Below are 24,273 nucleotides of genomic sequence, written 5' to 3'. Positions count from 1 at the left end.
GGGAACTAATTCACCCGATCGCTTGATATCTCTACTCTAGAGATTAAGAGATAATCTTAAATAAGTAATCGCAGCCCAAGTCATTGATAGGGATTATCCATACAGTGGATTTCTCTTAAGTGACTTGGGCTATATATTTTAATGGTCATATTCAGATCATGCAGTCTTTAACTACCTTTTCTAATCTTGATACGAACCTTCGCAAAAATCTGACTGCGATTTTTTTGGCTGGTCTATTTTTCTGGTCGAGCATGGCTTCCCAGTTGCCTACTTTGCCGCTCTACATTCGCACCTTAACGCAGTCCTTTGACGAAATTGGGATCATTATGGGTTCCTTTGCGATCGGATTGCTCGTTTGTCGGGCTTATCTTGGCAGACTTGCTGATCGTAAAGGTAGACGCTATACCATGAGAATTGGTCTGATTGTCGCGGCTATAGTTCCCTTATGTTATGCATTATTACCTTCTATCCCTCTATTAATGCTCTTTCGAGCCATACATGGGATCAGCATAGCGGCTTTTGCGGCAAGCTATAGTGCTTTAATTTCTGACCTTGCACCAATTGAGAAACGTGGTGAAGTGATTGGCTATATGAGTTTAGTCAATCCTTTAGGATTGGCTTTTGGTCCTGCCATTGGAGGATTGATGTATGAAGCTTGGGGATATCAACCTCTGTTTGTCTCAGCTTCTTTGTTAGCAATTGCGGGGCTATTGCTGACAACTCAAATTGAAACGGAAGGAAATATCGGCGATCGCCAAGTTGCTTCAACAACTATGAAAAAAGCAGGATTTTGGCAGACATTCCTTAATCCTCGAGTCAGAGTTCCCTCTACGGTTTTATTACTCGTGGGACTTGCCTTTGGAACGCTTAGTTCTTTTATGCCAATTTTGATGCAGCAAAAACATATTGCGCTGAATGCGGGCTTGTTCTATATGGCCGCAGCATTATCTGGCTTTATTATTCGGTTTCCTGTGGCGAGGCTTAGTGATGAGTGGGGACGTGGGATTTTCATTTCGATTGGCATTTTCTTTTATGGCTTGTCGATGGCAATTATCTATTTCGCCAACCATGACTATGCATTTTTATTGTCGGGGATTGCGGAAGGGCTTGGATCTGGCATTGTGATTCCTGCGGTGGTAGCGTTGCTTGCTGATCGCACAGTTCCACAGGAGCGCGGCTATGTATTTGGAATGACATGGATCGGTTTTGATGTGGGGATCGCTTTGGCTGGACCAATTATGGGCAAGATGATCGGGTTGGTGGGCATCACCAATATCTTTGCGATCGCCACAGGGCTATGTATCGTAGGAATGGTTATTTTTGCTACGCAGTCTAATAAAACTGTGGCTGAGTCCTTTAAATTTGCGATCGGTAAAACGAGTGATCGCTATGCGGTCAAATCCATAGCCATTCATGTTTAACCCAAAAGAGAGAGGACGGTGCGAAGCACCGTCCTCTCTCTTTTGGGTTTTAAGATGTAGCGCAACACGCTACGTCTTATGTACAGATAACTTTAGTTAGACATTGTTGGTGAGTTAGGCTCTGGAGTTGTAGTTGCATCAATTTCGCTTTCGGTTGAGGACGTAACCGATCTAGGTTGATAAAGTGACATAGAGCCTACAATCGGAATTGCTGAGGGACAACTATCGGTCTTGTACCAAACGCGCTTACCCCATGCCAAACCCTCACTTGCAGGACTTTGGGGGATTGTACAGTTTCTTTCGGTTTCATGAATTCTAAATGCACTCATGTTTTCGGGTAACCCTTGACTGACCACATCGATATAATGATCGCGATAGATTCCTTGAACAATATTGCGATTGTAGAGACTAGCTGAAGTACCGACTTTAAGCGCGTATTTGTCGATCATCCAGCTAGGAACGAAGTAGTTGTTAGATTCGCCTGCGCTGTTTTTGAAGGTAACAATATTGCCAGAAATCTTTTCGATTACCTGAGCAGTAGTACTGTCTAGATACTCACCCATAGTTTGAGCTTTGGCTGGTGTGACCGATGTTGTTGAGGCGATCGCGATCGAAATCGCACTAACAAAGCAACTGAGAATAATTTTCTGCATAATTTTGAATCTCTAAAGATACGACTTCTTTACGATGGCAAAACTACGATTGAACTCATGCATGACTTGATTGACTACTGTACAAAACTTATTCTCTTAAGTTGAGGGGTGGCGCTTCGCGCCACCCCTCAACTTATTTGGTACTAATACCAATTCACAAAAGTATGATCATACTTTTGTGAATTAAAAACTAGACTCCGTAAGGGTTTTAAGCATACAAAATAGCTACGCTATTTTGTATGCTGCTATAAGGCGATCGCTATATCATATTTGTATTGAATTATGGGTATGTTTTTAGAGCATGTCGCAACGAAAACATCACGATACGGGACTAATACTCAACAAATTAGAGAGGATTTTATGTCCGCACCAGACTCCGAATTACCCCAAAAAGCAGGGCGTGCCGCTCAAGCTGGCGCAAGCCTAGCCACAGCCAAAATCGCAGGCAATCTTGCCCTTGCCTCTAGTATTACGATCGCCCTCCTTGTAGGCATCGTATTTTCACTAGTTACTGCCACGATTTTTATTGTCAATAGCCCCAATCCGATCCTTGGATTTGGCGTTGCGGTAATTGTCACAATCATCATTAATGCGATTATCTTCTTTGTGTCACCTTGGATTATGGACTTAACCCAAGGTTGGCTCTACCACACACGCTGGGTGAAGATTGAAGAGATCGAACGCCTTAGCCCTGAATCAGCCCATGCGATTCAGCGTATTTGCAGTCTCAAAAAGCTCAAGCAGCCACGCCTTGGCATTATTGACGACAATAACCCCACTGCCTTTACCTATGGTGCTTTGCCTGATAGTGCCCGTTTGGTGGTTAGCGCAGGGTTGTTCAAATACCTTGATGATGATGAAGCTGCTACAGTTTATGCCCATGAACTTGGTCATATCGTGCATTGGGATTTTGCAGTGATGACCGTTGCTTCGACATTGGTGCAGATTACTTATCTGCTCTATGTCACTATTCGTGAAATCGGCAAAAAAGTTAATGATGAGCGTGCTGAAAATGCAGCGATGATCACGGCTTTTATTGCCTATGGTTTTTATATCGTCGGTACATATTTGCTGCTATATCTATCGCGCACTAGAGAATACTTTGCAGACCACTTTGCGGCTGAGCAAACAGGCAATCCTAATGCTTTATCCCGCGCTTTAGTCAAAATTGCTTACGGGATTGTCCAAGAGACTGAAAAATCAAAAGAGCCAAGTCGTTTGCTACAAGGTACTCGCGCTCTCGGTATTTATGATGCGAAAGCAGCAGCTTCTACTGGCACTGCTTATCAAATTTCATCTTCTCCTGAAAAAGTTGGTCGCCTATTCCTTTGGGATTTATTCAATCCTTGGGGCTGGTGGATGGAGTTAAACTCTACCCATCCACTTACAGGTAAGCGAGTTCGCGCTCTTAGTAACTATGCTGAGCAGTTAGGGCTAGCGATGGAATTTGATATGGGTCGGGTGGTTGCCGAAGGTAAGCAACTCGACAAGAAGCGTCTCTATGGCACTTTCTATCAAGATGTCCTGCTCTATGGTGCAGAATTTATCGCCATTGTGATCGGTTTAGCGATCGGTGCGGTTCTGGTTAAAAGCATCGGTGGCTTAAAAGCATTTATTGCCATTCCACTTTTATTACTAGGTGCTGTGATGATCTTTAAGCGATCGGTCATGTACCCCAGTTCTAAGAATGCACCCGCGAATGATGTGATTACGCTGATGTCTGATGCCTATGCTAGTCCTCTGCGTGGACAACCTGTGCAATTGGAAGGAACTCTCATCGGGCGTGGTGATGCTGGTTATGTGTTCGGTTCTGATCTGAAGTTACAGGACAAAACTGGCATGATGTATTTGCTCTATGCTTCGCGTTGGGGTCCTTTGGGTAATTTCTTCTTTGGGATGAAGCGAGTACAGGGCTTAATTGGCATGGAAACCACTGCCAAAGGTTGGTTCCGTCGCGGTATTGCCTCTTGGATGGATTTGGAACTTCTATCTACTACCAATGGCAACAAGGTTTCCAGTCATCCTGCTTTTTGGGGGCTGTTATGGTCAATCATCTTTTTGGTTGTAGGCGCGTTACTATTTCTTTCTAAATAAAATAGTTTTTATCTTATACAAAAGCATAAAGAGAGGGCGATCGTCCTCTCTTTATGCTTTTGTTATAGACGAGGAATTTTATAGACGTTTAATTAAGCTTTCAATCAACTATGAATCGAAAAAAAGGGCACTGGTCATTTAAGACGTGAGAGCATGAAAGCCGCGCAATGATAGTAACTCCAGCATGGAAAGCGGTCGAGAATATAGCCCGATCACCATAACTGGGGCCTTGTTTTTACCTAAGCCTAAATGCGGTCTTACCCAGTTATGAACTAATCGTTGTACTGTAACTGCTCGTTGCAATCCCTCAGGATTTTTCGCATACAGGTTTTGTCTGCGGCGATATGCACTACACCGTCTTCGTAAGGCACTGTTGTTTGCCTCATTGTGATTGGCATGAACGTCACTCTTGTCGCTAATAGCTGTATAAGGATGTTCTGGCTTGAGCCTTTCGACACAACGATTGTCCTGTGAGCCTTTGATTTTGATGGCAACTTCCAAACCATGTCGCTATACTTTCCGATGTTCATACTCACGGCTTACTTCTGTAGCTTTGAGGTAAACACTTACCATTTGCCACAGTTGTTGGGCATATCGTCTTTCTCCATCCGTAACCCATCGGATATATTGACTCATTTTTGCCCATTGCCATGCTGTTTTCGTTGCTTTAGCAAATAGTTCATTCGTTGAATCGCTTGCCGCATCCTTTGCATAAATAATTCTGGATGGCGTTTCCGTCTTGGGGGTAATCATTGCCATTTTTGACTGTCTTTCCGCTTTGGCAGTGGTGACATTCTATGCCTTTCTCCTTGACTCTGCCTCTTTACTTTACATCTCACGTCTTAACGGACCAGTGCCTATTTTTCAAGCTTGGGGATTGTTTGAGAATATCTCTTATGGCATTGCGAGTACGATCTATGGTCTCTACCCAACCTGCGCAGGTTGGGTAGAGACCATAGATCGTCATACTCACTCTTAACATAGCAACGCTTTAATAAATGTTCGATTAGTGTTGCTAGTCTGGTTTTCAACTCCCACCGATCTCGCCCTGCCAAGCCTTCCAACTCCTCTATCAGATTTTCAATATCGAGAGATTTTAAATCACCCGCTTTTAATTGCGCGATCGCTGTTTCTAACCAAAGATTAAGATCCCGATCATACAATGAGTTTTTTTGTGCAATTGTTTGAGTCATTGAGATTGCTCCTGCGATCGCTCATCTCAATTTATTCTAAGCTCGATAGGACAAATCAAAACCCAAAGTATGAGTTGCGGCGCTTCGCGCCGCAACTCATACTTTGGGTAAGAAACTTTATTTGAGTGGCGATCGCCATACAAGTTAAGGCTTTGCGCCTCACCTAAATGGGTAGCGATCGCGATAAACAGCGAATAAAAGTGCAAACATCAGCCAAAAGGCTTACGAAAAATCCTCATATTGCTCGACAAACTAGTAGACATTTTAGGAATAGGGATGTATAGTATAGAGGTGTGAGGAGCGAACAAAAGAAAAAGCCTAGGAACGAAACAGGGAAAGTAACCTAGGCTTTTTCTTTTGGTTACTGTTAATAAAAAAGAGAGATCAGTTAAAAGCTGGTCTCTCTTTTTTTGTAAGAATTTGCGAGCAAAATACTCGCAGTGCGGGTATTTTGCTTATTAGTCAATCCTTGCAAGAACAAAGGGTGGCACTACAAGGCTAGTAAACTCTTTTTCTTTATTGGCATTCCAAGTGCTAAGCTCCTCAGCAGTCGGATGACGCAACCAACCATCTTCGATCCAAGACTGTACTAGCTTTGTATTGTCCTCAGTTAGCGCAATCCCCACATCGACAAGATCTAGTCTTGCCCCAACCAAAATCACTCTAGCTCTAGCTGCATGGGGAGATAGCCATTCCCACTGCGCCACATCAACCATTTCTTCTAAATCTTTTCTTGAATTACTCACTAAAATTCCTCGTCATCACCAATTACGTTATCAGTACCAATAATTTCTAGGTACTTAGCTTTGATAGCTTTAACATCTTGCCATGTTAACCACTTAGGACTGCCCTGTTCGCGGCTTTGATTTCGCAATAAATAAGAAGGGTGGAATATTGGCATCACTAATCGCCCTTCCCACTCATACCATTTACCACGTACTTTAGTAATGCCTAATTTTTCACCCAATATTGACTTGAGTGACGTGGCTCCCGTCAACAAAATAATTTTAGGATCGACGAGACGAATTTGTTCCAGCAAGTAGGGCTTACAGGTTGTTGTTTCTACTTCGGTAGGAACACGATTATTGGGCGGACGGCATTTGACCGTATTGCAAATGTAAACATCTTTGCTCGTGTCAAATCCTACGGATTCCAAGATTTTGTCTAAAAGCTGCCCTGATTTACCGACAAAGGGTAATCCTGATAGATCTTCCTGCTCCCCAGGGGCTTCACCGATGATCAGGATTTTGGCATTGCGATCGCCTCTTTCCACCACCACATTAGTCCTCGTTGGGGCAAGGGGACATTTTTGACAACTGCAAGCAACTTCGCGCAATGCATCGAGACTGGCAAACTGCTCACTTACTGGTACTGTGGCGGCAGGTAGGGGGGTAGCATTTTTAGCAGAACGCGCAGTTTTTTTCGCAGGTGGAGCATCGGCAGTTCCCTCGGCATGGGGAAGATCCACCAAAGGAACCTCCGATGGAGTCAGATCAAATAGGCTCATTTGTTCTTTGTCAGTCATAGACAGGATATGCGCCCCAAATCAGTACTTATTGCTAATATCTTACCTGTGTCAGCAATATATTGAACCTCAAGTTATACCAAAGAACAAAATGGCTACGCCATTTTGTGATTTTAAAATCCTTACTGGGGTTGCTTTTTAACTCACAAAAGTGTGGCAACACTTTTTGTGAATTGGTGTAATTACAAATCAAAGCCCATAAAGTTGCGCCCCTGCTGGGCGCAACTTTATGGGCTTTGATTTGTAATTTATTTTGCACAAGTACTTATCTAGACTTTAAGCATTACTTGCTCAATCACCGCATTTCTCGCCCATTTATCGGCTTCGAGAATATCCTCAAGATCTGGCTTAGAAACACATTTATGCCGATCGCATACATATTTGATCAAGTCAGCAATCTGCACATAACGAAGTCTCTCTTGGAGGAATAGTTCTACCACTTGCTCATTAGCTGCATTCAACACCGCAGGCATAGTTCCACCTGCACGACCTGCGGCGTAGGCTAGCTCCATACAGGGATATTTCTGGTGATCGGGAGCGCGGAAGGTCAGAGTGCCACATTTGACGAGATCGAGGCGTTCCCATTGGGCCGGAATGCGATCTGGATAGGAGAGGGAATAGAGCAGGGGCAAACGCATATCAGGAATACCCAACTGCGCTAGTACAGAAGTATCTTCCAATTCAATTAGAGAATGAATAATACTTTGGGGATGAATCACAATCTCGATCTGGTCATAATCCACACCAAAGAGATAATGAGCTTCGATGACTTCTAAGCCCTTATTCATCAGGGTTGCTGAGTCGATTGTGATCTTCTTACCCATTGCCCAGTTAGGATGTTTCAGAGCATCAGCGACGGTGACAGATGCTAGCTCCTCAGTGGGGCGATCGCGAAATGCACCACCTGAAGCCGTGAGAATAATTCGGCGTAGTCCGCCTTCGGGAACACCTTGTAGGCATTGAAAAATTGCTGAATGTTCAGAATCCGCAGGCAATAACTTCACGCCATGTTTTTTCACCAATGGTATGACTACTTCACCACCTGCGATTAAAGTCTCTTTATTCGCCAGTGCAATATTTTTACCTGCTTTAATCGCCGCGATTGTCGGTAATAGTCCTGCACAGCCGACAATTCCTGTTACGACTGCTTCAGAGTCTCCATAGGCAGCCACAGTTTCTACACCCTCGGCTCCTGCCAATAGGATTGGTTTTACGGCAAGATCGGTGATCGCCTCTTTTAGTTCAGAAAGCTTTTTTTCGCTAGCGATCGCCACAATCTCAGGTTGAAACTGGCGAATTTGTTTTGCAAAAAGATCAATATTTCCCCCAGCCGTCATCCCCACCACCTGAAATTTGTCAGGATACTCCGCAACGATATCCAAGGTTTGTGTGCCAATCGAGCCAGTGGAGCCAAGCAGGGTAATGCGTTTCATAGGATGAAGCTTATTAATATTGATTATTTAATAATCAAAGTCTTGCATAGTTTTTTGAGCGATCGCGATCAAAATATCAATTCACGAAAGTATGGCAACACTTTTATGAATTAAAAATCAAACCCAGTAAGGGTTTTAAAAACACAAAATGGTTACGCCATTTTTATGTTTTGGTACAAGCTATATGAAATTGTGACAAAAACTTGATCCTAGGCTCAAATATTAATTTGTTTTAAGTTATCTCACAATCTAAGTGTCGAATGTAAACCTCTACGATAAACTTGGTTTTAAACATCCCGTGCCTAAATAGGTACATATATTGATTGGAGCAATAGCAATATGTCGCATGCAGTCAAAATTTATGACACCTGTATCGGCTGCACACAATGCGTGCGTGCCTGTCCTTGTGATGTTTTGGAAATGGTTCCTTGGGATGGATGTAAAGCGGCTCAAATCGCTTCTTCTCCCCGTACCGAGGACTGCATTGGTTGCAAACGTTGCGAAACTGCTTGCCCCACTGACTTCCTAAGCGTCCGTGTCTATCTTGGTGCTGAAACCAGCCGCAGCATGGGTCTTACCTACTAATTTTATAGTTTTTATAATTATTTTTTAGTTGGCAAGATTCTTGTTTATTTTTCGTTAAGTGCAATTATTCTTTATCCTGCATTTAGATTTAGGCGTACCAATTGGTGCGCCTAAATTGTTTTTAAAATCAAAAGGCACGCTATGCGTGCCTTTTGATTCAGTAAAGGCACGCATAGCGTGCCTTTACTATGAGGAATTGCTTTTTTAATTTTTTCTATGCTTGATATTTTCGATCGCCTACCTGACGGCTTACTAGAGCTTGAATCTACGCAACTTTGGCAATTACTTGATCGCCCCACACTGATCCACCTAGAAGGAGATCTCCAACCAGCATTATTTGTTTCGATTTTGTTACATGGCAATGAAACAACTAGTTGGTTAGCAATGCGCGAGTTACTTCGCAAATATCAACACAAAAAGCTGCCGCGATCGCTTTCTTTGTTTATTGGCAATATCGAAGGTGCGAGATATCGCCAAAGGCATTTAGCCCACCAGCCTGACTACAATCGCATTTGGCAAATTGGGGATGCATCTGAGCCATTACCAGAACAAATCATGGCGCAAAAGGTAATTAGTGAAATGCGATCGCGTGGGGTATTCGCCAGCATCGATATTCACAATAATACGGGTAAAAATCCTCACTATGGCTGTATTACCCACTTAGATAAGCATTCTCGACATTTAGCGCGGCTATTCGATAAAACTGTGGTGTATTACACCAGCCCTAAGACGGTACAATCCTACGCCTTTGGTAAATTTTGCCCTGCGATCGTGTTGGAATGTGGACAGCCTGATCTACCCGATGGCACGGCTCATGCAATGGAATATGTAGAAACTTGCCTGAATCTAGATAGTTTTGATAATTTGCCTGATTCGGCGATCACCGATATTGATTTGTTTCACACGGTAGCGATCGTCAAAGTCCCAGAAGAAATTAATTTCAGCTTTACGGGCGAACCTGATGATGATATTACTTTCCCTAATGGTATGGATTGCTTAAATTTTTGCGAATTACCAATTGGGGCAAACTTTGGCAAAGCGAAAACGGAGAAAGCCTATTTGTCTGCTGTGAGCGAAGAGGGTGAAGAAAAAGGCGATCGCTATTTCCAAATTGAAAATGGCGAAATTATTTTAAAAGCTCCTGTAATGCCGTCAATGCTCACCCTCAACACTGACATTGTGCGCCAAGATTGCCTTTGCTATCTCATGGAACGTTTCCCAACCCCAGCATAAAAAAGCTGGTGCTTTGCACCAGCTTTTTTATGCTTTTTCAGAGTGGAGCTAAGGAACCGATTTTTTGTGGTGCGGCTTCGCCGCACCACAAAAAATCGGTTCCTTATTAAATCGCAGAACTCTAACGCCCAAAGGGAAACTTAAATGGTAAAGGCTTGATTAATGCTAACTCTACAATCATTTGTTCATGCAAATGTCCATTGGTGGCAAGCAACCTTCCAGACTTAGGAATATGTTCGCTGCCATCGTAAGCAGTGACAATTCCACCAGCCTCACGCACAATCACCACACCCGCCGCCAAGTCCCACAGTGATAAACCACGCTCCCAATAGCCATCTAAGCGACCACAGGCTACATAGGCTAAGTCCATCGCCGCTGAGCCTCCACGTCGCACACCTTGGGTGATATGCGTGAAATGGCAGAACTCAGCATAGTTATTGTCTTCAACGAGGGTGCGATCGTAGGCGAAGCCAGTTACGAGCAAACTCCGACTAAGTTCTGTGGTTCTAGAAACATGAATTGGTAAACGGTTACGAGTTGCGCCTAAGCCTGTGGCTGCTCGAAATATTTCATCGCGAAAAGGATCATAAATCGCACCTACGGCAGGAATTCCATCAATCAATAAAGCGATCGATACGGATGAAAATGGATATTGATGAGCATAGTTAGTTGTGCCATCCAGAGGGTCGATCGCCCATAAATATCGACTTTCGGTATTGCCCAATACACCCGATTCTTCAGCCAAAATTCCGTGATCAGGAAAATGTCTTTGCAAAATAGAGAGAACTATTGCTTCTGACTCTTTATCGGCGATCGTTACCAAATCCCCTGGGCGTTTTTCTTCGATTTCTTTAAGATTTCCCCAATAGGATCTTAGAATTGCGCCTCCTGCACAAGCCGCTTCAGTAGCAATATCTAGGAATGTTTGTAGTTGCTCTTTACTAACAGAAGCCAGTGAATTTGTCATGATCTTAAAAAGTGTGTTGTTTGAGTAATTTCAGATAAAGATTAGACTTGCGATTGTGAGCATTCATGTCGCCAATCCAGAAAATTAGCGGATGATACACAACTATCTACAGCGCTTTGCGCTCAAACCTGAACCAAGAAATTTTTGGGAGGTACTGCTTTGCAACTCTTTCCAAGAAATTCTTGGTTTGTTTGATCGGTAATTGCTGTAATTTCACCAGATCGGTGGTGTCTATAAGGGGACGATCGCTGCGAAAATATCTAAGCATTTCTTTTGTGAAGATTTTTGTCGCAATTCTTCATCTTTTGTTACTTTTTTATCAAATCACAAATTTAGCCTCTTACTGTCCCACATATCTCTCACATATATCTCAAGTAACACTCCATGAAGCCGTCTTGGAAAATATCCCTGCTCCCAGTTCTAATCGCCAGTGCGATCGCTAGTTTATTTCCCTCAGCCGTACTCGCAACCACCTCAACCCCATTCAATCCCATTGATCAATCCAACACAAAAGAAGCCGAAGAGCTTTGTGGTAAGCCCACCCTCGACGATCTTGCTCAGCACAAAGTTAAGCAAGGTGAGACTCTTGAAGCGATCGCCAAGCAATACGAACTTAAAACTGCAACCCTAATGGGGCTAAACCCCGAAGTCCGTAACGGTGAAGTCAAGGTGGGGCAAACTCTGTCGATTCCCCCTCTAGACGGTTTGACCTATCGTTTCCAAAACGAAGAGAATTACACCACCGTTGCCAAAAAATACAATATTCGTGCCGATGTCCTGTTCGAGCGTAACGGCTGTCAACGCAAGCCCAAAGTCGTATTTGTGCCTGGGGCAATCTGGAAACCCGATCCAGTTCCTTTCAATCCTGTGATCGCAAATCGTGGTTCCAGCAACCCTGCAATTATCATGCAAACAGGCGGCTATCCTTTGCCCTACGCTGTCCCCGTCACCTCCAACTACGGTTGGCGCATGAATCCTGTGACCGCAATCTGGTCATTTCATAGTGGCATTGACCTTGGCGCATCCTTCGGCACTCCCGTCCTCGCCGCCAAATCGGGAGTCGTTGAGTTTGCTGGTTGGGGTGGTGGCTATGGCAACCTTGTCGAACTCGATCATGGCTCTACAGGCACAAGATATGCCCATCTAGAAGCAATCTATGTCTACCAAGGTCAAAGTGTCGCCCAAGGTCAGCAACTTGGCATTGTTGGTTCAACAGGACGCTCCACTGGTCCCCATTTACACTTTGAGTTAATGGTTCCGTCAGGCGATGGTTGGATCGCGCTCGATCCTGCGCCATATCTCAACCGCATTGCCTCAGATTCAGTCAAAATTCTTGCCAGAATCTAAATCCAGAATCTATAGCAATTTTTAGCTGATAAGTGGCTAGGTGTAATTAAAACCTTAAAACCTGTGGCGCACGCGCAGCGTGCGCCACAGGTTTTAAGGTTTTATATTTAAGCGCACAGTTTCATTAGCTGAGCAGCTATACCATAAAGGCTCAATCGGTTGTAAGTTCAATAAATATCAAAAATTTTTTCTTATAACCCTATGAACTTTTCCCCTAGTGCCATTGCTTTACTAGCCTACGGAGTAATTGCGATCATCGGTGGCATCATCGGATTTACCAAAAGTCAAAGCAAAGCCTCAATTATTTCAGGCAGCATTAGCGGTTTGGGATTAATTATCACAGGAATCGCGACCGCCCAAAATCAAGAGTGGGGCAAAATCGCTGGTATGGCGATCGCATCCCTGTTAGTGATCGTTTTTGTCGTGCGTCTGATCAAAACCAAAAAATTTATGCCCGCAGGGTTAATGATCCTCGGAGGCATCGCAACCATTGGAGTAGCAATACTTTCAGCCTAATTGATCTCGCTTTTCACCTCTGGTGATAACATATGAAATGTTAAGAAGTGTGATGAAGAAAAGCTTGTGGACAACGCAATGCTTCAAAATGTTTTGGTAATCATTGCTTTGACAAAGAAACCCTCCATGTCAGATCACCCCCAACCTTTTTGTGATTGTCCCTAGGACATTACTAAAGCAAAGGAATTTCTGCATGGTACGGCATCACATCAATCGTTTTTATTCACATTTTTGATTGGAGAAAAAATTAAATGAGCGTAGTCACGAAGTCCATCGTGAATGCAGATGCTGAAGCACGTTACCTCAGCCCTGGTGAACTAGATCGCATTAAGGGCTTTGTAAGCTCTGGCGAGCGCCGTCTTCGCATTGCCCAAACTTTGACCGAATCCCGCGAGCGCATCGTTAAGCAAGCTGGCGATCAACTTTTCCAAAAGCGTCCTGATGTTGTTTCTCCTGGTGGAAATGCATACGGTGAACAAATGACCGCAACTTGCCTACGTGACCTCGACTACTACCTCCGCCTAGTAACCTACGGAGTTGTATCTGGCGATGTCACCCCTATCGAAGAAATCGGTCTAGTTGGCGTTAAGGAAATGTACAACTCTTTAGGCACTCCTATTCCTGGTGTTGTCGAAGGTGTACGTGGTCTCAAAAATGCAGCCGCTTCCTTGTTGTCTGGTGAAGATGCAGCCGAAGCTGGTTACTACTTTGACTACGTCATCGGTGCAATGCAGTAAGGCGATTTCCGAACTCTCTTAGATTGTTATCGGATTGTTCTCAAATCGATTGTATTTAAAAACAGAATTTAAGCCATTCAGAATTCTGAATCCGTAATTCAAAAAACTAATTGCAAACCTAAAAGATATACAAAAATGCAAGACGCAATTACTTCCGTCATCAATTCTTCTGACGTTCAAGGCAAGTACCTTGATGCCGCTTCTCTAGAAAAGCTAAAGAGCTACTTTGCAACTGGCGAACTTCGCGTTCGTGCTTCTGCTGCGATCGCTGCTAACTCTGCAACCATTGTTAAAGAAGCTGTTGCTAAGTCCTTGTTGTACTCAGATGTTACCCGTCCCGGCGGCAACATGTACACCACCCGTCGTTATGCCGCATGTATCCGCGACCTCGACTACTACCTACGCTATGCAACCTATGCAATGCTTGCTGGTGATGCTTCTATCCTTGATGAGCGTGTACTCAATGGCTTGAAAGAAACCTACAACTCCCTTGGAGTACCTGTAGTTTCCACCATTCAAGCTATCCAAGCAATCAAAGAAGTTGCAGCTAGCATCGTTGGTTCTGACGCTGGTAAAGAATTGGGTGTATATCTTGATTACATCAGCTCTGGCTTGAGCTAATTGCCGATATAGCGTTGATTGCTATCTATTTATTAATTCAATTTCTAAATTAATTAATATTTACTAAGGCGGCGGAGGTAGGTTAGCTTGAGCTTCCTATCTCGCCGCCAACGCTTATATCAGTCTAGAAATATTTCCTTGAAATTAACTTCTAATTAATCTTTAAATAACTGGCTCTGAAGGAGATCGCCGCTATGCGGACTTTTAAAATCACTGCTTGTGTACCTAGCCAAACTCGCATTCGTACACAACGAGAGTTGCAAAATACCTATTTCACGAAGCTAGTGTCCTATGACAACTGGTTCGCTGAACAGCAACGCATTATGAAAATGGGTGGCAAGATTGTAAAAGTTGAACTAGCTACAGGCAAGCAAGGCACAAATACTGGCTTACTTTAGTTTTTTTCTTATCCCCAAACAAAAAAGGCTCGCTAAGCGAGCCTTTTTTGTTTGGGGATTTGCTTATGATAATCATAAGGAATAACTCTATGACTTTTTGTCGAAAATGTTTCTTTGGGTATATCTAGAAAAAATGTTTATCATGATACAGTTTTTTTAATAACTTTAAAGTATTGTTACGTTATGTTGACACGGTGACTAATATCTACTGTTAAGCAACTTCGATGCCTTAGTTATTGTCATAGTTTAGTGTCATTGGTTGATTCGTAAAAGAGGTACTTATGAGTGACTTACCTATCGAGAAGCAATTTACCCACATGATGTTTTGCCAGCAGATCCAAAACATCGATCTAGATGCAGCTAAGCAACTCCTGACTGAGTTGCACATGCTTTATCTTGGTCAGCAAGCTGTTATGGTGAAAATTGCTAAGCAAGAGTTTTTAGGGGGAATGTAATCTGGAAACCCATAAATCATAAAAAGCAGCGCAATGCGCTGCTTTTTATGATTTATGGGTCTAGAATCTTAGTTATTGATGATAGTAAGTTAGGAAGTATTTGATTTGGTTTGTACTTTTCTAATTGTGCTTGATTACGAATACCACTCAAAACTCCAATCACAGGAATATCATAGGTTTGAGCAGCGATAATATCTGCTTCCGTATCGCCAATCATCCATTGTTGCTGGACTTCGGGCAGACTTGCTTGAGCCATTTTCATTAATTTGGGTTTGTCTTGAGTATCGACAGTTTTTATATAGTCATCATCAAGGCAAAAAATGCGATCGCTTGCAAAAAAGCGTCTTAAATTGTATTTATCCAGTACAGGCTCAAGCTCGCGGCGGCGACGCATGGTCATCACAGCAAGATCGATACCTGAATGTTGAGCTTTTTCTAGTGCGGATATGGCACTTTCGATGAGCTTATCATGCTCAAAATAAGGATCTGTATGGACAGTAGCCCGACGCAGGTGAGCAAAAGCAATGGATTGCTGTTCATCTTCAAAACCTGATAACTTGGCAATTTCTTTTTCTGGTACTTGCGATCGCTTTAACTCCCAAAACTCACTCTTGGATAAGGTTGTGACTCTCTGATCTGGTTTCCGAATCTTATCTAGACAATATAAATAAACTTGGTAATAGCGCCCTGATACATCCATAATTGGACCATCGAAATCAGTAAATATGCGTTTTTTCATAGTTTTGAGAATAACTTAAAAGCCAATAATTCATAGTGCGCTTCGCGCACTATGAATTATTGGCTTTTAAGAATTAATGGCTAAATTGGGTTCAGAAAACCAAACTCCATAGTGGTTCAAAATTTTTTTGATTAAAACTTGGAATTGCTCAGGAATAGATTGCGGATATGTAAGCCACAATCCTCCAATTTGACTACCTAAGTAACTAAATTCAGTACTTTCTTGCCAAAATAATTCAGCATTAATATTGTCGTCAATTTGTTCGAGATGGGATGCTAACTCTCGATACATGGCTAAAGCAATATCAGGACTGTAAACAATCCTGTAGCGATTAATCTCTAAGTTACCACTAGGCACTTTCTAATTCCTGCTCTATATCTTTTGCTTCTAAAACATTACCGACTACATGAGTGCCGAGAATGCAGCAATTAACTTCGTCAATGCATACCTTTCCCCATTGCAAAGCCCAACGTACTAAGGAAACTCGATTGTCAGTTTTAGTTTTAGTGAGAATGTTGCTGATGTGATTATCGACAGTACGTTTGCTGATCGCTAGTTTGACGGCGATATCTTGATTGGTTAAGCCCGCAGCTACTAGTTCAATCACTTGCAATTCTCTTTCAGATAGAGCAATTGATGAATTTGTAATTACAGTTTGATTTGATTCGGCAGGGTTGGTCATGGTAACGAAGATGATTTGCGCCAATATTTCAGAATTATACTCATTCTGGCGGTTAACTAATGAGTATAATTTCTTATTCGAGATTGTGTCAATTAATTAAGTTTTTCCCAAGATTGTCTTAGCTATGCTCATGCATGGAATAAAAAATCGTTTAAGTGGTTATTTTATAGCTGTAGTCAGTCAAACCCAATAGAGAGTTGCGGCGCTAAGCGCCGCAACTCTCTATTGGGTTTTAGGCTATAGCTCAAGCTAACAAAGATTCGATCCATTTTGGGGGGCTGGGTATAGGATTGCCAAGTCGATCTAGCACAATCCAAGCCACTAGATGCACAAGTAATTGATATGCGAAATTACTAAAGATAATTGCGGCGATCGCAAAGGTTTGGATGGCAGCAAAATCTGGTTGTTCTAATGAACCAAAAAGTTGAAGTAGCCAATTGAGTAGTCCTGTAACCTGCACAATTGAATAATTCCAAACATTTTCGCCTAATAAAATTGATAAAAAAGCAAATTGAAAAGCCGTGCCAATTGAGCCGATCATCGTCGCAATGCTAAGGGAACCCGACCAAGGAAAATCCCGTTTCCACAAATATCCCAATGTGACTCCGACTAAACCATGGGGAACAATATACTGAATGCTGCGGGTTGGGCCCATCAGAATTGCCAAAAGTAATGCGGTTACTACCATCGCCATCCATGCAGCCCGACTATTCCAGCGTAAATAGGCTAAAGCTGTTGGTAGGGGAAATAGCATGCGCAGCAATGGTCCCAGAGGGAAGTAAAAGTTAATTAAAAACAACATGGCGGTAGTACTTGCAAGGAATGCAGTTTCTACCATTTCACGCGGATCGGTATGGGGCAATTTGGTCATAGATTTTCGGACGGGATTTCTTTGGGAGTGGTATCAGGAAAACGCCGACGCAATCCGTATAGCCACACTAAACCAAAAATACCTGCGGCGATCGCACTAAGACTAATCATCTGGGCAGTGCGAAGCCCACCCACCATTAAACTATCGGTGCGTAAACCCTCAATCCAAAATCTACCAAGGCTATAGGCGATCGCATAGATCATCGTGATCGTGCCAGTCCTCAGTTTGGGAAATCGCAAAAAGGCAAAGATTAAAATCGCAAATACACCAAGATTCCACAGGGATTCATATAGGAATGTGGGATGAAAGTATGCCTCATTCACGAATTCAGGGGGGCGACGATTGATCGGAATAAATAATTTCCAAGGTAAATCCGTGGGACTACCAAAAGCTTCGGAATTAAAAAAGTTGCCCCAACGCCCGATCGCTTGTCCCAAAATTACAGCAGGCATGATGATATCAGCCATCATCCATGTGGAAATTTTTTGACGCTTACAAAAGATGGTTGCGGCGATCGCCCCACCGATAATGGCTCCATGGATCGCAATCCCGCCTTCCCAGATCGCAAAAACTTTGTACCATTCTTGAGTCTGAAAGCGATGCCATTCAAATAGGACATAGTAAAAACGGGCGCAAGGAATCGCTCCAACCACAAGCCAAATCGCCAAATCACCAACTAACTCTGGATCAACATTACGTTTTTGAGCTAGAGTTTGTGCCAAAACAGTCCCCAAAATAATCGCCGAGGCGATCAACAGTCCATACCAACGGATCGAAAGTGGTCCAATCTCAAAGGCGATCGGACCTGGAGATGTAAATTCAAAAGCAAGAGGCAACAGATTAAACACTTTTTCCTTTTTCCTTTTTACTTGAACCTTATTCCTGCTTGCTTAAGACGATTCAGTGCCTCGCCCAAGCGATCGCAGTCCGCGATCAAACTGATTCTGACATAGCCTTCACCGCCTTGTCCAAAGGCACTACCAGGAGTAAATACTACGCCTGTACTCTCCAATACTTTAAGAGCAAAGTCGGCGGAAGTCATACCTACAGGTACAGGAATCCAGAGATACATCGTGGCATAGGTTTTGGGAATATTCCAACCTAGTTCGCCTAATCCTGATATCAAGAAATCACGTCGCTCTTTGTAGCGATCGCAGACTTCTTCAAGATATTTGTCTGGCAGTTGCAGAGCAGTCTCGGCAGCTACTTGAATTGCGGAGAAGATCCCATAATCGAGGTTAGTTTTGAGGGTGCGTAAACCTTGAATCACATGGCGATTGCCGACTACAAAGCCCACACGCCAGCCCGCCATATTATAGGTTTTGGAAAGAGTATGAAATTCTACACCGACATCTTTGCCGCCTTCGATTTCTAGCAAACTGGTGGGTGTATAGCCATCAAAGGCAAGCTCGGCATAGCAGAGATCATGCACTAATAAGATCTCGTATTTCTTAGCAAAGGCGACTACTTCTTCAAAAAATTCACGGGGAGCGATCGCTCCTGTAGGATTGGCTGGGTAATTGAAATACATCACCTTGGCTCGTTTTGCCACATCTTCGGGAATCGCATCTAAATCAATTAGCCAGTCCTTTTCTGGACTGAGGATCATTTCATAGATTTCGCCACCAGCTAGCAAGGGACCTCGAAAATGAGCGGGGTAGGCAGGACTTGGCACAAGTACAAGATCACCTGGATCGATATAGGCGATCGCTAAATGTCCTAAACCTTCCTTAGAGCCAATTAAAGGTAATGCTTCACCTTCAGAGTCAAGCTGGACATTGTAACGGCGCTTGTACCAATCCGTAATCGCGCGACGAAAACTTGCCGTGCCTTCAAAGGGAGGATAGCCATGATTTTTGGGATTTTTTAAAGCGGCGATTGCTGCTTCAACTACGGGTTCAGGGGTAGGTCCATCAGGATTACCCATCCCCAGATCGATCAAATCGAGACCTTGCTCTTTCGCTCGTAACTTCAACTCATCTAGACGTGCAAAAACGTATGGAGGTAGTTTTCCTAGTCGTTGAGCAGGTTTGAGCCAAGTCTTCATTTGTGTTGTGAGAACGTATAAGGGTGAATGGATGTAGTTGTTGTAGCTACGCTACAACAACTCAACTGGTGTTGTTATAGAAATTCGATCTTAATAGAAATTGTCTCGCGATCGCACTTGCGATCAAGAAACTAGCAAGAGGATAAAGTGTTGTTTCTAGTTTTAAGGTTTAACGATAGTAATAAAGCGATGATATTCATTATTTGGATGACAATTTATAGATGCATATCAATCTAAATCCCAGAAAACAAGTGTGGATATAGAATTGAGCCTATCTTGATGATTTGACAATTTGTTAACTTTTATGTCAAAAGACTTAACACAAGTTTACAAATTCTTAATACAATTGGATCAACGAGTAAGTATTTATCCTCATCATGTCTGTTGCAGAATTTCCTTGGCTTACCACAATTCTTTTGTTACCCCTTGTAGCAGCTTTCGCAATTCCTTTTATTCCTGACAAATACGGTAATGCTAAGAATGTGCGATCGTATTCGATGGCAGTAGGTTTTATTGAATTGTCATTAATGATTTATGCATTTTGGAGCCAATACAATTTGCATGAAGCATCGTTTCAAATGGCAGAAACATACGCTTGGATTCCTCAGCTTGGCTTGAACTGGTCATTAGCAGTTGACGGATTGTCAATGCCGCTTATTTTATTGACAGGCTTAATCACCACCTTAGCAATTTTCGCTAGTTGGAATGTAAAGCATAAGTCCCGTCTATTTTATTTCTTGATGCTTTGCTTATATAGCGCTCAGATTGGCGTATTTGCTGCTCAAGATTTATTACTATTCTTTTTTATGTGGGAATTAGAACTGATTCCCGTTTATCTGTTGATTTCGATTTGGGGTGGACCAAAGCGTCTTTACGCAGCAACCAAGTTTATTCTCTACACAGCATTAGGTTCGATTTTTATTCTTGTCGCTGGTTTAGCGATGGCATTTTACGGAGATACCACTACCTTTAATATGGCAGAACTGGGAATGAAGCAGTACCCGATCGCTTTTGAGCTACTTGCCTATGCTGGTTTCTTGATTGCCTTTGGTGTGAAATTGCCGATTTTCCCTTTACATACATGGTTACCAGATGCTCACGGGGAAGCCTCTGCGCCAGTATCGATGGTACTAGCTGGGGTCTTATTGAAAATGGGTGGATATGCCTTAATCCGTTTCAATATTGAAATGTTGCCCAATGCCCATGTTTACTTTGCGCCTTTGTTAGCAGTTCTCGGTGTAGTCGGCATTGTTTATGGAGCAATGGCAGCTTTCGCACAACAAAATCTCAAACGACGCTTAGCCTATTCTTCGATTTCACACATGGGCTTTATTCTGGTGGGATTAGCTTCATTCAATGATTTGGGCGTAAGTGGGGCGGTTTTACAAATGCTATCCCACGGCTTGATTGCCGCAGCTCTCTTCTTTTTAGCAGGGGTTACCTACGATCGCACCCATACCTTAATGATGGATGAAATGGGAGGTATTGCTAAAATCATGCCCAAAGCTTTCGCTTTGATGACCGCTTCGGCTATGGCTTCTTTGGCTCTACCTGGAATGAGTGGATTTGTGAGTGAGTTGAAGATTTTCCTTGGCATTACCACCAGTGATGTCTATGCCACTAATTTCAAAGTTGTGATGATTGGTTTAGCCGCCGTTGGCGTAATTATCACGCCAATTTATCTGCTCTCAACTTTGCGACAAGTCTTCTACGGTCAGCCAAACCCTGCTTTGCACTTTGATAAGTACGTTAGCGATGCCAAACCTCGCGAAGTATTTATTGCCACTTGCTTACTTGTACCGATTGTAGCGATCGGGCTTTATCCAAAATTAGCAACTCAGACCTATGATGTAAAAACTGTAGCGGTAACTGAGCAAGCGCGTGGTGCTTTTAGTTTAGTTGCTCAGACTAATCCACATCTTTACTCATCAGGTTTGCTTGCTCCAAAGCTATTTCACCCCAATCCTCAAACTCTTTTGGGAATTGTTGAGTAGTCAATAAGAAATTCTGTACAGATAGAAAAAAAGAGCGCTACAGCGCTCTTTTTTTGTGTATAGCAATGTAAGGTTTGCTTAGAACATAAAACCAAAAAGATGAGTGGCGGCGCTTCGCGCCGCCACTCATCTTTTTGGTTTTGATTTGTCATAGTTATCTCTTGCTTTGCTATAGGTGTTATAAAGTGAATAATTGGTGTTATGGCTATGCACCACTAATTATTCACTGGAAAGAGAATAGGTTAATAGATGACAGTTAGATCTGCTAATCCAAATGACGTATCACTCATTTTGTCTTTTATTCAGAAAAAATCAGAATTTGATCGCAAAATTGGGGCATTTTCTGGTGAGTTGAAAGTATCAGAGGAAAAAATTCTCAAAACGATTTTTCGAGAAATTCCTTTTTCTTACGTATTGTTTGCAGAGTTGTCAGGTCGTGAAGTTGGCTTTGCTTTATATGGATTTCGGTATTCATCATTTGTAGGTCAACCAAGCATTTGGCTTGACGATCTATATGTGGAAGCAGAAATGAGAAATCAGGGAGTGGGAGCAGAATTAATGCATAAACTTGGTCAAATTGCCAAGGAAAATGACTGCACTCATCTTGCTTGGAATGCTGATGCTCGAAATATACGGGGACTGAGTTTTTACAAGCGACTAGGCGCAGAAATTACCGAGCAAAATAATAATCGCTGTTTTTTGAAGTGGATTCCATAATAAATTTTTTAAAAGTGTTGCAAAAAAGCACTTTTAAAAAATTTATTGATTTGAGTTTAAGCGTTGCTGCTGTAAGGCGATCGCATTAAATATGTTTAAGCCATCATCATCACCACATTTCGTTGGATATTAGTGTTTAAGTCTTCTAGAGCAAAAATGCGATCGAGATCGCCTATCTCTGCATAATATTTATAACCAAGCTCTTGCAATAGTTTCTTCAGTTGATCTCCCGTGGCTCCTGCGGCTCTGAGACTGGTGGGATGGACTTCAATGATTAGAGTTGGCTTTAAAGCCGTAATCATTTTTCTAGCCCCTGAGAGAAAAGCACATTCACTACCTTCCACATCTAGTTTTAGTATAACTTTGCCAGTAAAACTTTGCCATTCCACCAATTCATCAAATCGTTTGAGTGGAACGGTGAAGGTCTTGTATTGATGGGTTGCGGAATGTTCTGGAAATATTCCTGCTGAGCCAGATGTGCCGATTGGTACTAATAGTTCTATTTCACCATCGGTATCACCAACTGCTAGATTATAGATCTGGAATTTGCAGAGTGCATTAGCAGTGAGGGATTTTTCTAAAGCCTTGGCTAGACGTGGCTGTGGCTCAACTGCAAGAACAAAACCTTTTTCGCCAACCATCTTACTTGCCACGATCGCAAAGCTCCCATGATTTGCGCCAACATCGAGGAATGTATCACCCTCAGACAATAAACCTGATAAAACTCGCGTGTCGGTTTCTTCACTAGCTAGTTCATTAACAACTTGAAAAAGTCGCATATCTGTCGGATTCAAAAATACTTGATAGCCCGATAGTTGGAGTTCTAGATATTGATCAGGTGAAAGTCGATAGAAAATATTTGAGAGAAATCTAAATAACTCTCGTCCACCGAGGAGATAGCTCTTGCCAGTGAGACTAAAATACAATTTGCAGTACCAACCAAAGATGCGATATAGAAATGGTAATTGCTTCCTCAGATTTGGATTGAGTATCCATCCTAAAACTGAGCGATCGTACAGCCAATCATCGGGTTGAGTTCGTTTGCTTACTTTAGTATTTGGAAAATTATGGATCATAAAGTTTTTCTATCTCTTTTGAAATTTTGGCAAGAATGGACATAATTAATTACAAAACCGTAAAGTTGCGCCCCGCAGGGGCGCAACTTTACGGTTTTGTAATTAGCACTTATTTGAGGAAGTCAGTGATCGCACAGGGACTTGGTTTGCAGAGAGATAATCCTTAATTTCTGCGATCGTCAGTTCGCCATAATGCAGTAACGAAGCCAGCAACGCTGCTTCTGCTCTACCTTCAGTCACTGCTTGCAAAATATGTTCGCAATTTCCCGCACCACCCGAAGCAATCACAGGAACTTCGACCAAATCCGCAACTTGACGGGTTAGCTCCAGATCGTAGCCAGCCTTTGTGCCATCAGCATCCATACTTGTCAGTAAAATTTCGCCAGCACCACGTTTGACCACTTCCTGCGCCCACCAGAGGGCATCAATACCTGTATTTTCCCGACCACCTCGCACATATACATCCCAGCCGCTATTGTTCGGGTCATTTCTGCGTCGGGCATCGATCGCCACCACAATGCACTGATTGCCAAAGCGATCGCTACTGCGATTAATCAAATCTGGATCATGCACTGCTGCGGAATTCATACTTACCTTATCTGCTCCAGCCCGCAAAAGCTCACGAATATTGTCTACATTGCGGACACCGCCGCCCACTGTAAGCGGAATAAATACTTGCTCGGCAGTGCGATAGACCACATCCAAAATAGTACCGCGATCTTCATGGGTAGCAGTGATGTCAAGAAATACTAATTCATCGGCTCCTGCGAGATTATAAGCCTGTGCTAGTTCGACAGGATCGCCAGCGTCCTTAAGATCAACAAAGTTGATCCCTTTGACGACTCGACCTGCTTTCACATCTAGACAAGGCAAAATGCGTTTCGCTAGCATAAGCTCTTTAACTTTTCCACAATCACAGCAAGAGAGAATATTTTACAGCGCTTTGAGCCTCACGCAAACTTAGGTTGT

At 42.8% G+C, this 24,273-nt stretch carries 26 protein-coding genes and 1 pseudogene; 12 read left to right on the top strand and 15 right to left on the bottom strand.

Annotated features, from left to right (window positions below):
* Positions 1–119 precede the first annotated feature (119 nt).
* Positions 120–1,421, top strand: coding sequence for an MFS transporter (locus tag B9G53_RS25250; RefSeq protein WP_254923812.1), 1,302 nt, complete (start codon positions 120–122; stop codon positions 1,419–1,421).
* A 92-nt stretch (positions 1,422–1,513) separates the two neighbouring features.
* Here B9G53_RS25250 and B9G53_RS25245 read toward each other — a convergent pair whose 3' ends face one another.
* Positions 1,514–2,074: a hypothetical protein gene (locus B9G53_RS25245; RefSeq protein ID WP_094536180.1), complete on the bottom strand. Its 561-nt coding sequence runs from the start codon at positions 2,072–2,074 to the stop codon at positions 1,514–1,516.
* A 360-nt stretch (positions 2,075–2,434) separates the two neighbouring features.
* On the opposite strand from B9G53_RS25245, the gene B9G53_RS25240 reads away from it, so the two are divergent.
* Positions 2,435–4,168 (top strand): M48 family metalloprotease, encoded by a 1,734-nt coding sequence (locus tag B9G53_RS25240; RefSeq protein WP_094536226.1) that lies wholly within the window; start codon positions 2,435–2,437, stop codon positions 4,166–4,168.
* Positions 4,169–4,306: 138 nt separating this feature from the next.
* Here the strand turns inward: B9G53_RS25240 and B9G53_RS25235 are convergent.
* The 5 genes and pseudogenes from B9G53_RS25235 to B9G53_RS25215 all read right to left on the bottom strand — a co-directional run bounded on the left by B9G53_RS25235 (position 4,307) and on the right by B9G53_RS25215 (position 8,319).
* Positions 4,307–4,967 (bottom strand): annotated as a pseudogene (locus tag B9G53_RS25235) (hypothetical protein).
* 58 nt (positions 4,968–5,025) lie between these two features.
* Positions 5,026–5,361, bottom strand: coding sequence for a DUF29 domain-containing protein (locus B9G53_RS25230; RefSeq protein WP_141211893.1), 336 nt, complete (start codon positions 5,359–5,361; stop codon positions 5,026–5,028).
* A gap of 458 nt (positions 5,362–5,819) precedes the next feature.
* Complete coding sequence (locus tag B9G53_RS25225; RefSeq protein ID WP_094536179.1) at positions 5,820–6,107, bottom strand: DUF2288 domain-containing protein; 288 nt, start codon at positions 6,105–6,107, stop codon at positions 5,820–5,822.
* Complete coding sequence (locus B9G53_RS25220) at positions 6,107–6,886, bottom strand: uracil-DNA glycosylase family protein (protein ID WP_176453354.1); 780 nt, start codon at positions 6,884–6,886, stop codon at positions 6,107–6,109. Before B9G53_RS25220 ends, B9G53_RS25225 begins: the two co-directional genes overlap by 1 nt.
* A gap of 269 nt (positions 6,887–7,155) precedes the next feature.
* Positions 7,156–8,319 (bottom strand): 1-deoxy-D-xylulose-5-phosphate reductoisomerase, encoded by a 1,164-nt coding sequence (locus B9G53_RS25215; RefSeq protein WP_094536178.1) that lies wholly within the window; start codon positions 8,317–8,319, stop codon positions 7,156–7,158.
* A gap of 339 nt (positions 8,320–8,658) precedes the next feature.
* On the opposite strand from B9G53_RS25215, the gene psaC reads away from it, so the two are divergent.
* Positions 8,659–8,904, top strand: coding sequence for a photosystem I iron-sulfur center protein PsaC (gene psaC / locus B9G53_RS25210; protein ID WP_009628656.1), 246 nt, complete (start codon positions 8,659–8,661; stop codon positions 8,902–8,904).
* Positions 8,905–9,120: 216 nt separating this feature from the next.
* Complete coding sequence (locus tag B9G53_RS25205; protein ID WP_094536177.1) at positions 9,121–10,137, top strand: M14 family metallopeptidase; 1,017 nt, start codon at positions 9,121–9,123, stop codon at positions 10,135–10,137.
* A 121-nt stretch (positions 10,138–10,258) separates the two neighbouring features.
* On the opposite strand, the gene B9G53_RS25200 is transcribed toward B9G53_RS25205, so the two are convergent.
* Positions 10,259–11,104, bottom strand: coding sequence for an inositol monophosphatase family protein (locus B9G53_RS25200; RefSeq protein ID WP_094536176.1), 846 nt, complete (start codon positions 11,102–11,104; stop codon positions 10,259–10,261).
* A 384-nt stretch (positions 11,105–11,488) separates the two neighbouring features.
* Here B9G53_RS25200 and B9G53_RS25195 point away from each other — a divergent pair, with 384 nt between their 5' ends.
* From B9G53_RS25195 to B9G53_RS27765, 6 genes are all read left to right on the top strand, one after another.
* Complete coding sequence (locus B9G53_RS25195) at positions 11,489–12,451, top strand: M23 family metallopeptidase (RefSeq protein ID WP_094536175.1); 963 nt, start codon at positions 11,489–11,491, stop codon at positions 12,449–12,451.
* 201 nt (positions 12,452–12,652) lie between these two features.
* Entirely contained in the window at positions 12,653–12,967 is a 315-nt protein-coding gene (locus B9G53_RS25190) for a TMEM14 family protein (RefSeq protein WP_094536174.1), read from the top strand.
* Positions 12,968–13,218: 251 nt separating this feature from the next.
* A complete protein-coding gene (gene apcA / locus B9G53_RS25185) occupies positions 13,219–13,704 on the top strand; it encodes an allophycocyanin subunit alpha (RefSeq protein ID WP_094536173.1) in 486 nt (161 codons plus the stop codon).
* 135 nt (positions 13,705–13,839) lie between these two features.
* Positions 13,840–14,325, top strand: a complete 486-nt coding sequence (apcB, locus tag B9G53_RS25180) for an allophycocyanin subunit beta (protein WP_094536172.1) — start codon at positions 13,840–13,842, stop codon at positions 14,323–14,325.
* A 194-nt stretch (positions 14,326–14,519) separates the two neighbouring features.
* Positions 14,520–14,723: a phycobilisome linker polypeptide gene (locus tag B9G53_RS25175; RefSeq protein ID WP_094536171.1), complete on the top strand. Its 204-nt coding sequence runs from the start codon at positions 14,520–14,522 to the stop codon at positions 14,721–14,723.
* Positions 14,724–15,004: 281 nt separating this feature from the next.
* The gene (locus B9G53_RS27765; protein ID WP_176453353.1) at positions 15,005–15,178 is read left to right on the top strand and encodes a hypothetical protein; all 174 of its coding nucleotides are present in this window, start codon (positions 15,005–15,007) and stop codon (positions 15,176–15,178) included.
* 52 nt (positions 15,179–15,230) lie between these two features.
* Here B9G53_RS27765 and B9G53_RS25170 read toward each other — a convergent pair whose 3' ends face one another.
* The 6 genes from B9G53_RS25170 to B9G53_RS25145 all read right to left on the bottom strand — a co-directional run bounded on the left by B9G53_RS25170 (position 15,231) and on the right by B9G53_RS25145 (position 19,517).
* On the bottom strand, positions 15,231–15,917 hold the full coding sequence (locus tag B9G53_RS25170) for an HAD family hydrolase (RefSeq protein WP_094536170.1): 687 nt from the start codon (positions 15,915–15,917) through the stop codon (positions 15,231–15,233).
* Between the two features lie 66 nt (positions 15,918–15,983).
* The gene (locus B9G53_RS25165; RefSeq protein WP_094536169.1) at positions 15,984–16,274 is read right to left on the bottom strand and encodes a hypothetical protein; all 291 of its coding nucleotides are present in this window, start codon (positions 16,272–16,274) and stop codon (positions 15,984–15,986) included.
* Positions 16,267–16,599 (bottom strand): helix-turn-helix transcriptional regulator, encoded by a 333-nt coding sequence (locus B9G53_RS25160; RefSeq protein WP_094536168.1) that lies wholly within the window; start codon positions 16,597–16,599, stop codon positions 16,267–16,269. The genes B9G53_RS25165 and B9G53_RS25160 overlap by 8 nt, the downstream gene beginning before the upstream one ends.
* A gap of 244 nt (positions 16,600–16,843) precedes the next feature.
* Positions 16,844–17,470 (bottom strand): DUF2232 domain-containing protein, encoded by a 627-nt coding sequence (locus B9G53_RS25155; RefSeq protein WP_094536167.1) that lies wholly within the window; start codon positions 17,468–17,470, stop codon positions 16,844–16,846.
* On the bottom strand, positions 17,467–18,318 hold the full coding sequence (gene lgt, locus B9G53_RS25150) for a prolipoprotein diacylglyceryl transferase (protein ID WP_094536166.1): 852 nt from the start codon (positions 18,316–18,318) through the stop codon (positions 17,467–17,469). The genes B9G53_RS25155 and lgt overlap by 4 nt, the downstream gene beginning before the upstream one ends.
* 17 nt (positions 18,319–18,335) lie before the next feature.
* The gene (locus B9G53_RS25145; RefSeq protein ID WP_094536165.1) at positions 18,336–19,517 is read right to left on the bottom strand and encodes an aspartate aminotransferase; all 1,182 of its coding nucleotides are present in this window, start codon (positions 19,515–19,517) and stop codon (positions 18,336–18,338) included.
* Between the two features lie 377 nt (positions 19,518–19,894).
* Between B9G53_RS25145 and B9G53_RS25140 the strand changes: the two genes are divergently transcribed.
* Positions 19,895–21,511, top strand: coding sequence for an NAD(P)H-quinone oxidoreductase subunit 4 (locus B9G53_RS25140; protein WP_094536164.1), 1,617 nt, complete (start codon positions 19,895–19,897; stop codon positions 21,509–21,511).
* A gap of 249 nt (positions 21,512–21,760) precedes the next feature.
* Positions 21,761–22,228, top strand: a complete 468-nt coding sequence (locus tag B9G53_RS25130) for a GNAT family N-acetyltransferase (protein ID WP_094536162.1) — start codon at positions 21,761–21,763, stop codon at positions 22,226–22,228.
* A gap of 95 nt (positions 22,229–22,323) precedes the next feature.
* On the opposite strand, the gene B9G53_RS25125 is transcribed toward B9G53_RS25130, so the two are convergent.
* A complete protein-coding gene (locus tag B9G53_RS25125) occupies positions 22,324–23,304 on the bottom strand; it encodes an FkbM family methyltransferase (protein ID WP_094536161.1) in 981 nt (326 codons plus the stop codon).
* A 102-nt stretch (positions 23,305–23,406) separates the two neighbouring features.
* A complete protein-coding gene (hisF, locus tag B9G53_RS25120) occupies positions 23,407–24,195 on the bottom strand; it encodes an imidazole glycerol phosphate synthase subunit HisF (protein ID WP_094536160.1) in 789 nt (262 codons plus the stop codon).
* Between the last annotated feature and the right edge of the window lie 78 nt (positions 24,196–24,273).

It is taken from the genome of Pseudanabaena sp. SR411, assembly GCF_002251945.1.
In the GTDB taxonomy this organism is placed as follows: Bacteria; Cyanobacteriota; Cyanobacteriia; order Pseudanabaenales; family Pseudanabaenaceae; genus Pseudanabaena.
Note: the sequence above shows the minus strand (reverse complement) of the source record. Positions and strands in the feature narration are given on the sequence as shown.

Coding starts and splice junctions, on each gene's coding strand:
- B9G53_RS25200 (WP_094536176.1), bottom strand. CDS start 11,104: ATGACAAATTCACTGGCTTCTGTTAGTAAAGAGCAACTACAAACATTC.
- B9G53_RS25195 (WP_094536175.1), top strand. CDS start 11,489: ATGAAGCCGTCTTGGAAAATATCCCTGCTCCCAGTTCTAATCGCCAGT.
- B9G53_RS25230 (WP_141211893.1), bottom strand. CDS start 5,361: ATGACTCAAACAATTGCACAAAAAAACTCATTGTATGATCGGGATCTT.
- B9G53_RS25245 (WP_094536180.1), bottom strand. CDS start 2,074: ATGCAGAAAATTATTCTCAGTTGCTTTGTTAGTGCGATTTCGATCGCG.
- B9G53_RS25190 (WP_094536174.1), top strand. CDS start 12,653: ATGAACTTTTCCCCTAGTGCCATTGCTTTACTAGCCTACGGAGTAATT.
- B9G53_RS25155 (WP_094536167.1), bottom strand. CDS start 17,470: ATGACCAAATTGCCCCATACCGATCCGCGTGAAATGGTAGAAACTGCA.
- B9G53_RS25130 (WP_094536162.1), top strand. CDS start 21,761: ATGACAGTTAGATCTGCTAATCCAAATGACGTATCACTCATTTTGTCT.
- B9G53_RS25140 (WP_094536164.1), top strand. CDS start 19,895: ATGTCTGTTGCAGAATTTCCTTGGCTTACCACAATTCTTTTGTTACCC.
- hisF (WP_094536160.1), bottom strand. CDS start 24,195: ATGCTAGCGAAACGCATTTTGCCTTGTCTAGATGTGAAAGCAGGTCGA.
- B9G53_RS25160 (WP_094536168.1), bottom strand. CDS start 16,599: ATGACCAACCCTGCCGAATCAAATCAAACTGTAATTACAAATTCATCA.
- B9G53_RS25240 (WP_094536226.1), top strand. CDS start 2,435: ATGTCCGCACCAGACTCCGAATTACCCCAAAAAGCAGGGCGTGCCGCT.
- B9G53_RS25215 (WP_094536178.1), bottom strand. CDS start 8,319: ATGAAACGCATTACCCTGCTTGGCTCCACTGGCTCGATTGGCACACAA.
- B9G53_RS25145 (WP_094536165.1), bottom strand. CDS start 19,517: ATGAAGACTTGGCTCAAACCTGCTCAACGACTAGGAAAACTACCTCCA.
- apcA (WP_094536173.1), top strand. CDS start 13,219: ATGAGCGTAGTCACGAAGTCCATCGTGAATGCAGATGCTGAAGCACGT.
- B9G53_RS27765 (WP_176453353.1), top strand. CDS start 15,005: ATGAGTGACTTACCTATCGAGAAGCAATTTACCCACATGATGTTTTGC.
- B9G53_RS25175 (WP_094536171.1), top strand. CDS start 14,520: ATGCGGACTTTTAAAATCACTGCTTGTGTACCTAGCCAAACTCGCATT.
- apcB (WP_094536172.1), top strand. CDS start 13,840: ATGCAAGACGCAATTACTTCCGTCATCAATTCTTCTGACGTTCAAGGC.
- B9G53_RS25220 (WP_176453354.1), bottom strand. CDS start 6,886: ATGACTGACAAAGAACAAATGAGCCTATTTGATCTGACTCCATCGGAG.
- psaC (WP_009628656.1), top strand. CDS start 8,659: ATGTCGCATGCAGTCAAAATTTATGACACCTGTATCGGCTGCACACAA.
- B9G53_RS25125 (WP_094536161.1), bottom strand. CDS start 23,304: ATGATCCATAATTTTCCAAATACTAAAGTAAGCAAACGAACTCAACCC.
- B9G53_RS25170 (WP_094536170.1), bottom strand. CDS start 15,917: ATGAAAAAACGCATATTTACTGATTTCGATGGTCCAATTATGGATGTA.
- B9G53_RS25205 (WP_094536177.1), top strand. CDS start 9,121: ATGCTTGATATTTTCGATCGCCTACCTGACGGCTTACTAGAGCTTGAA.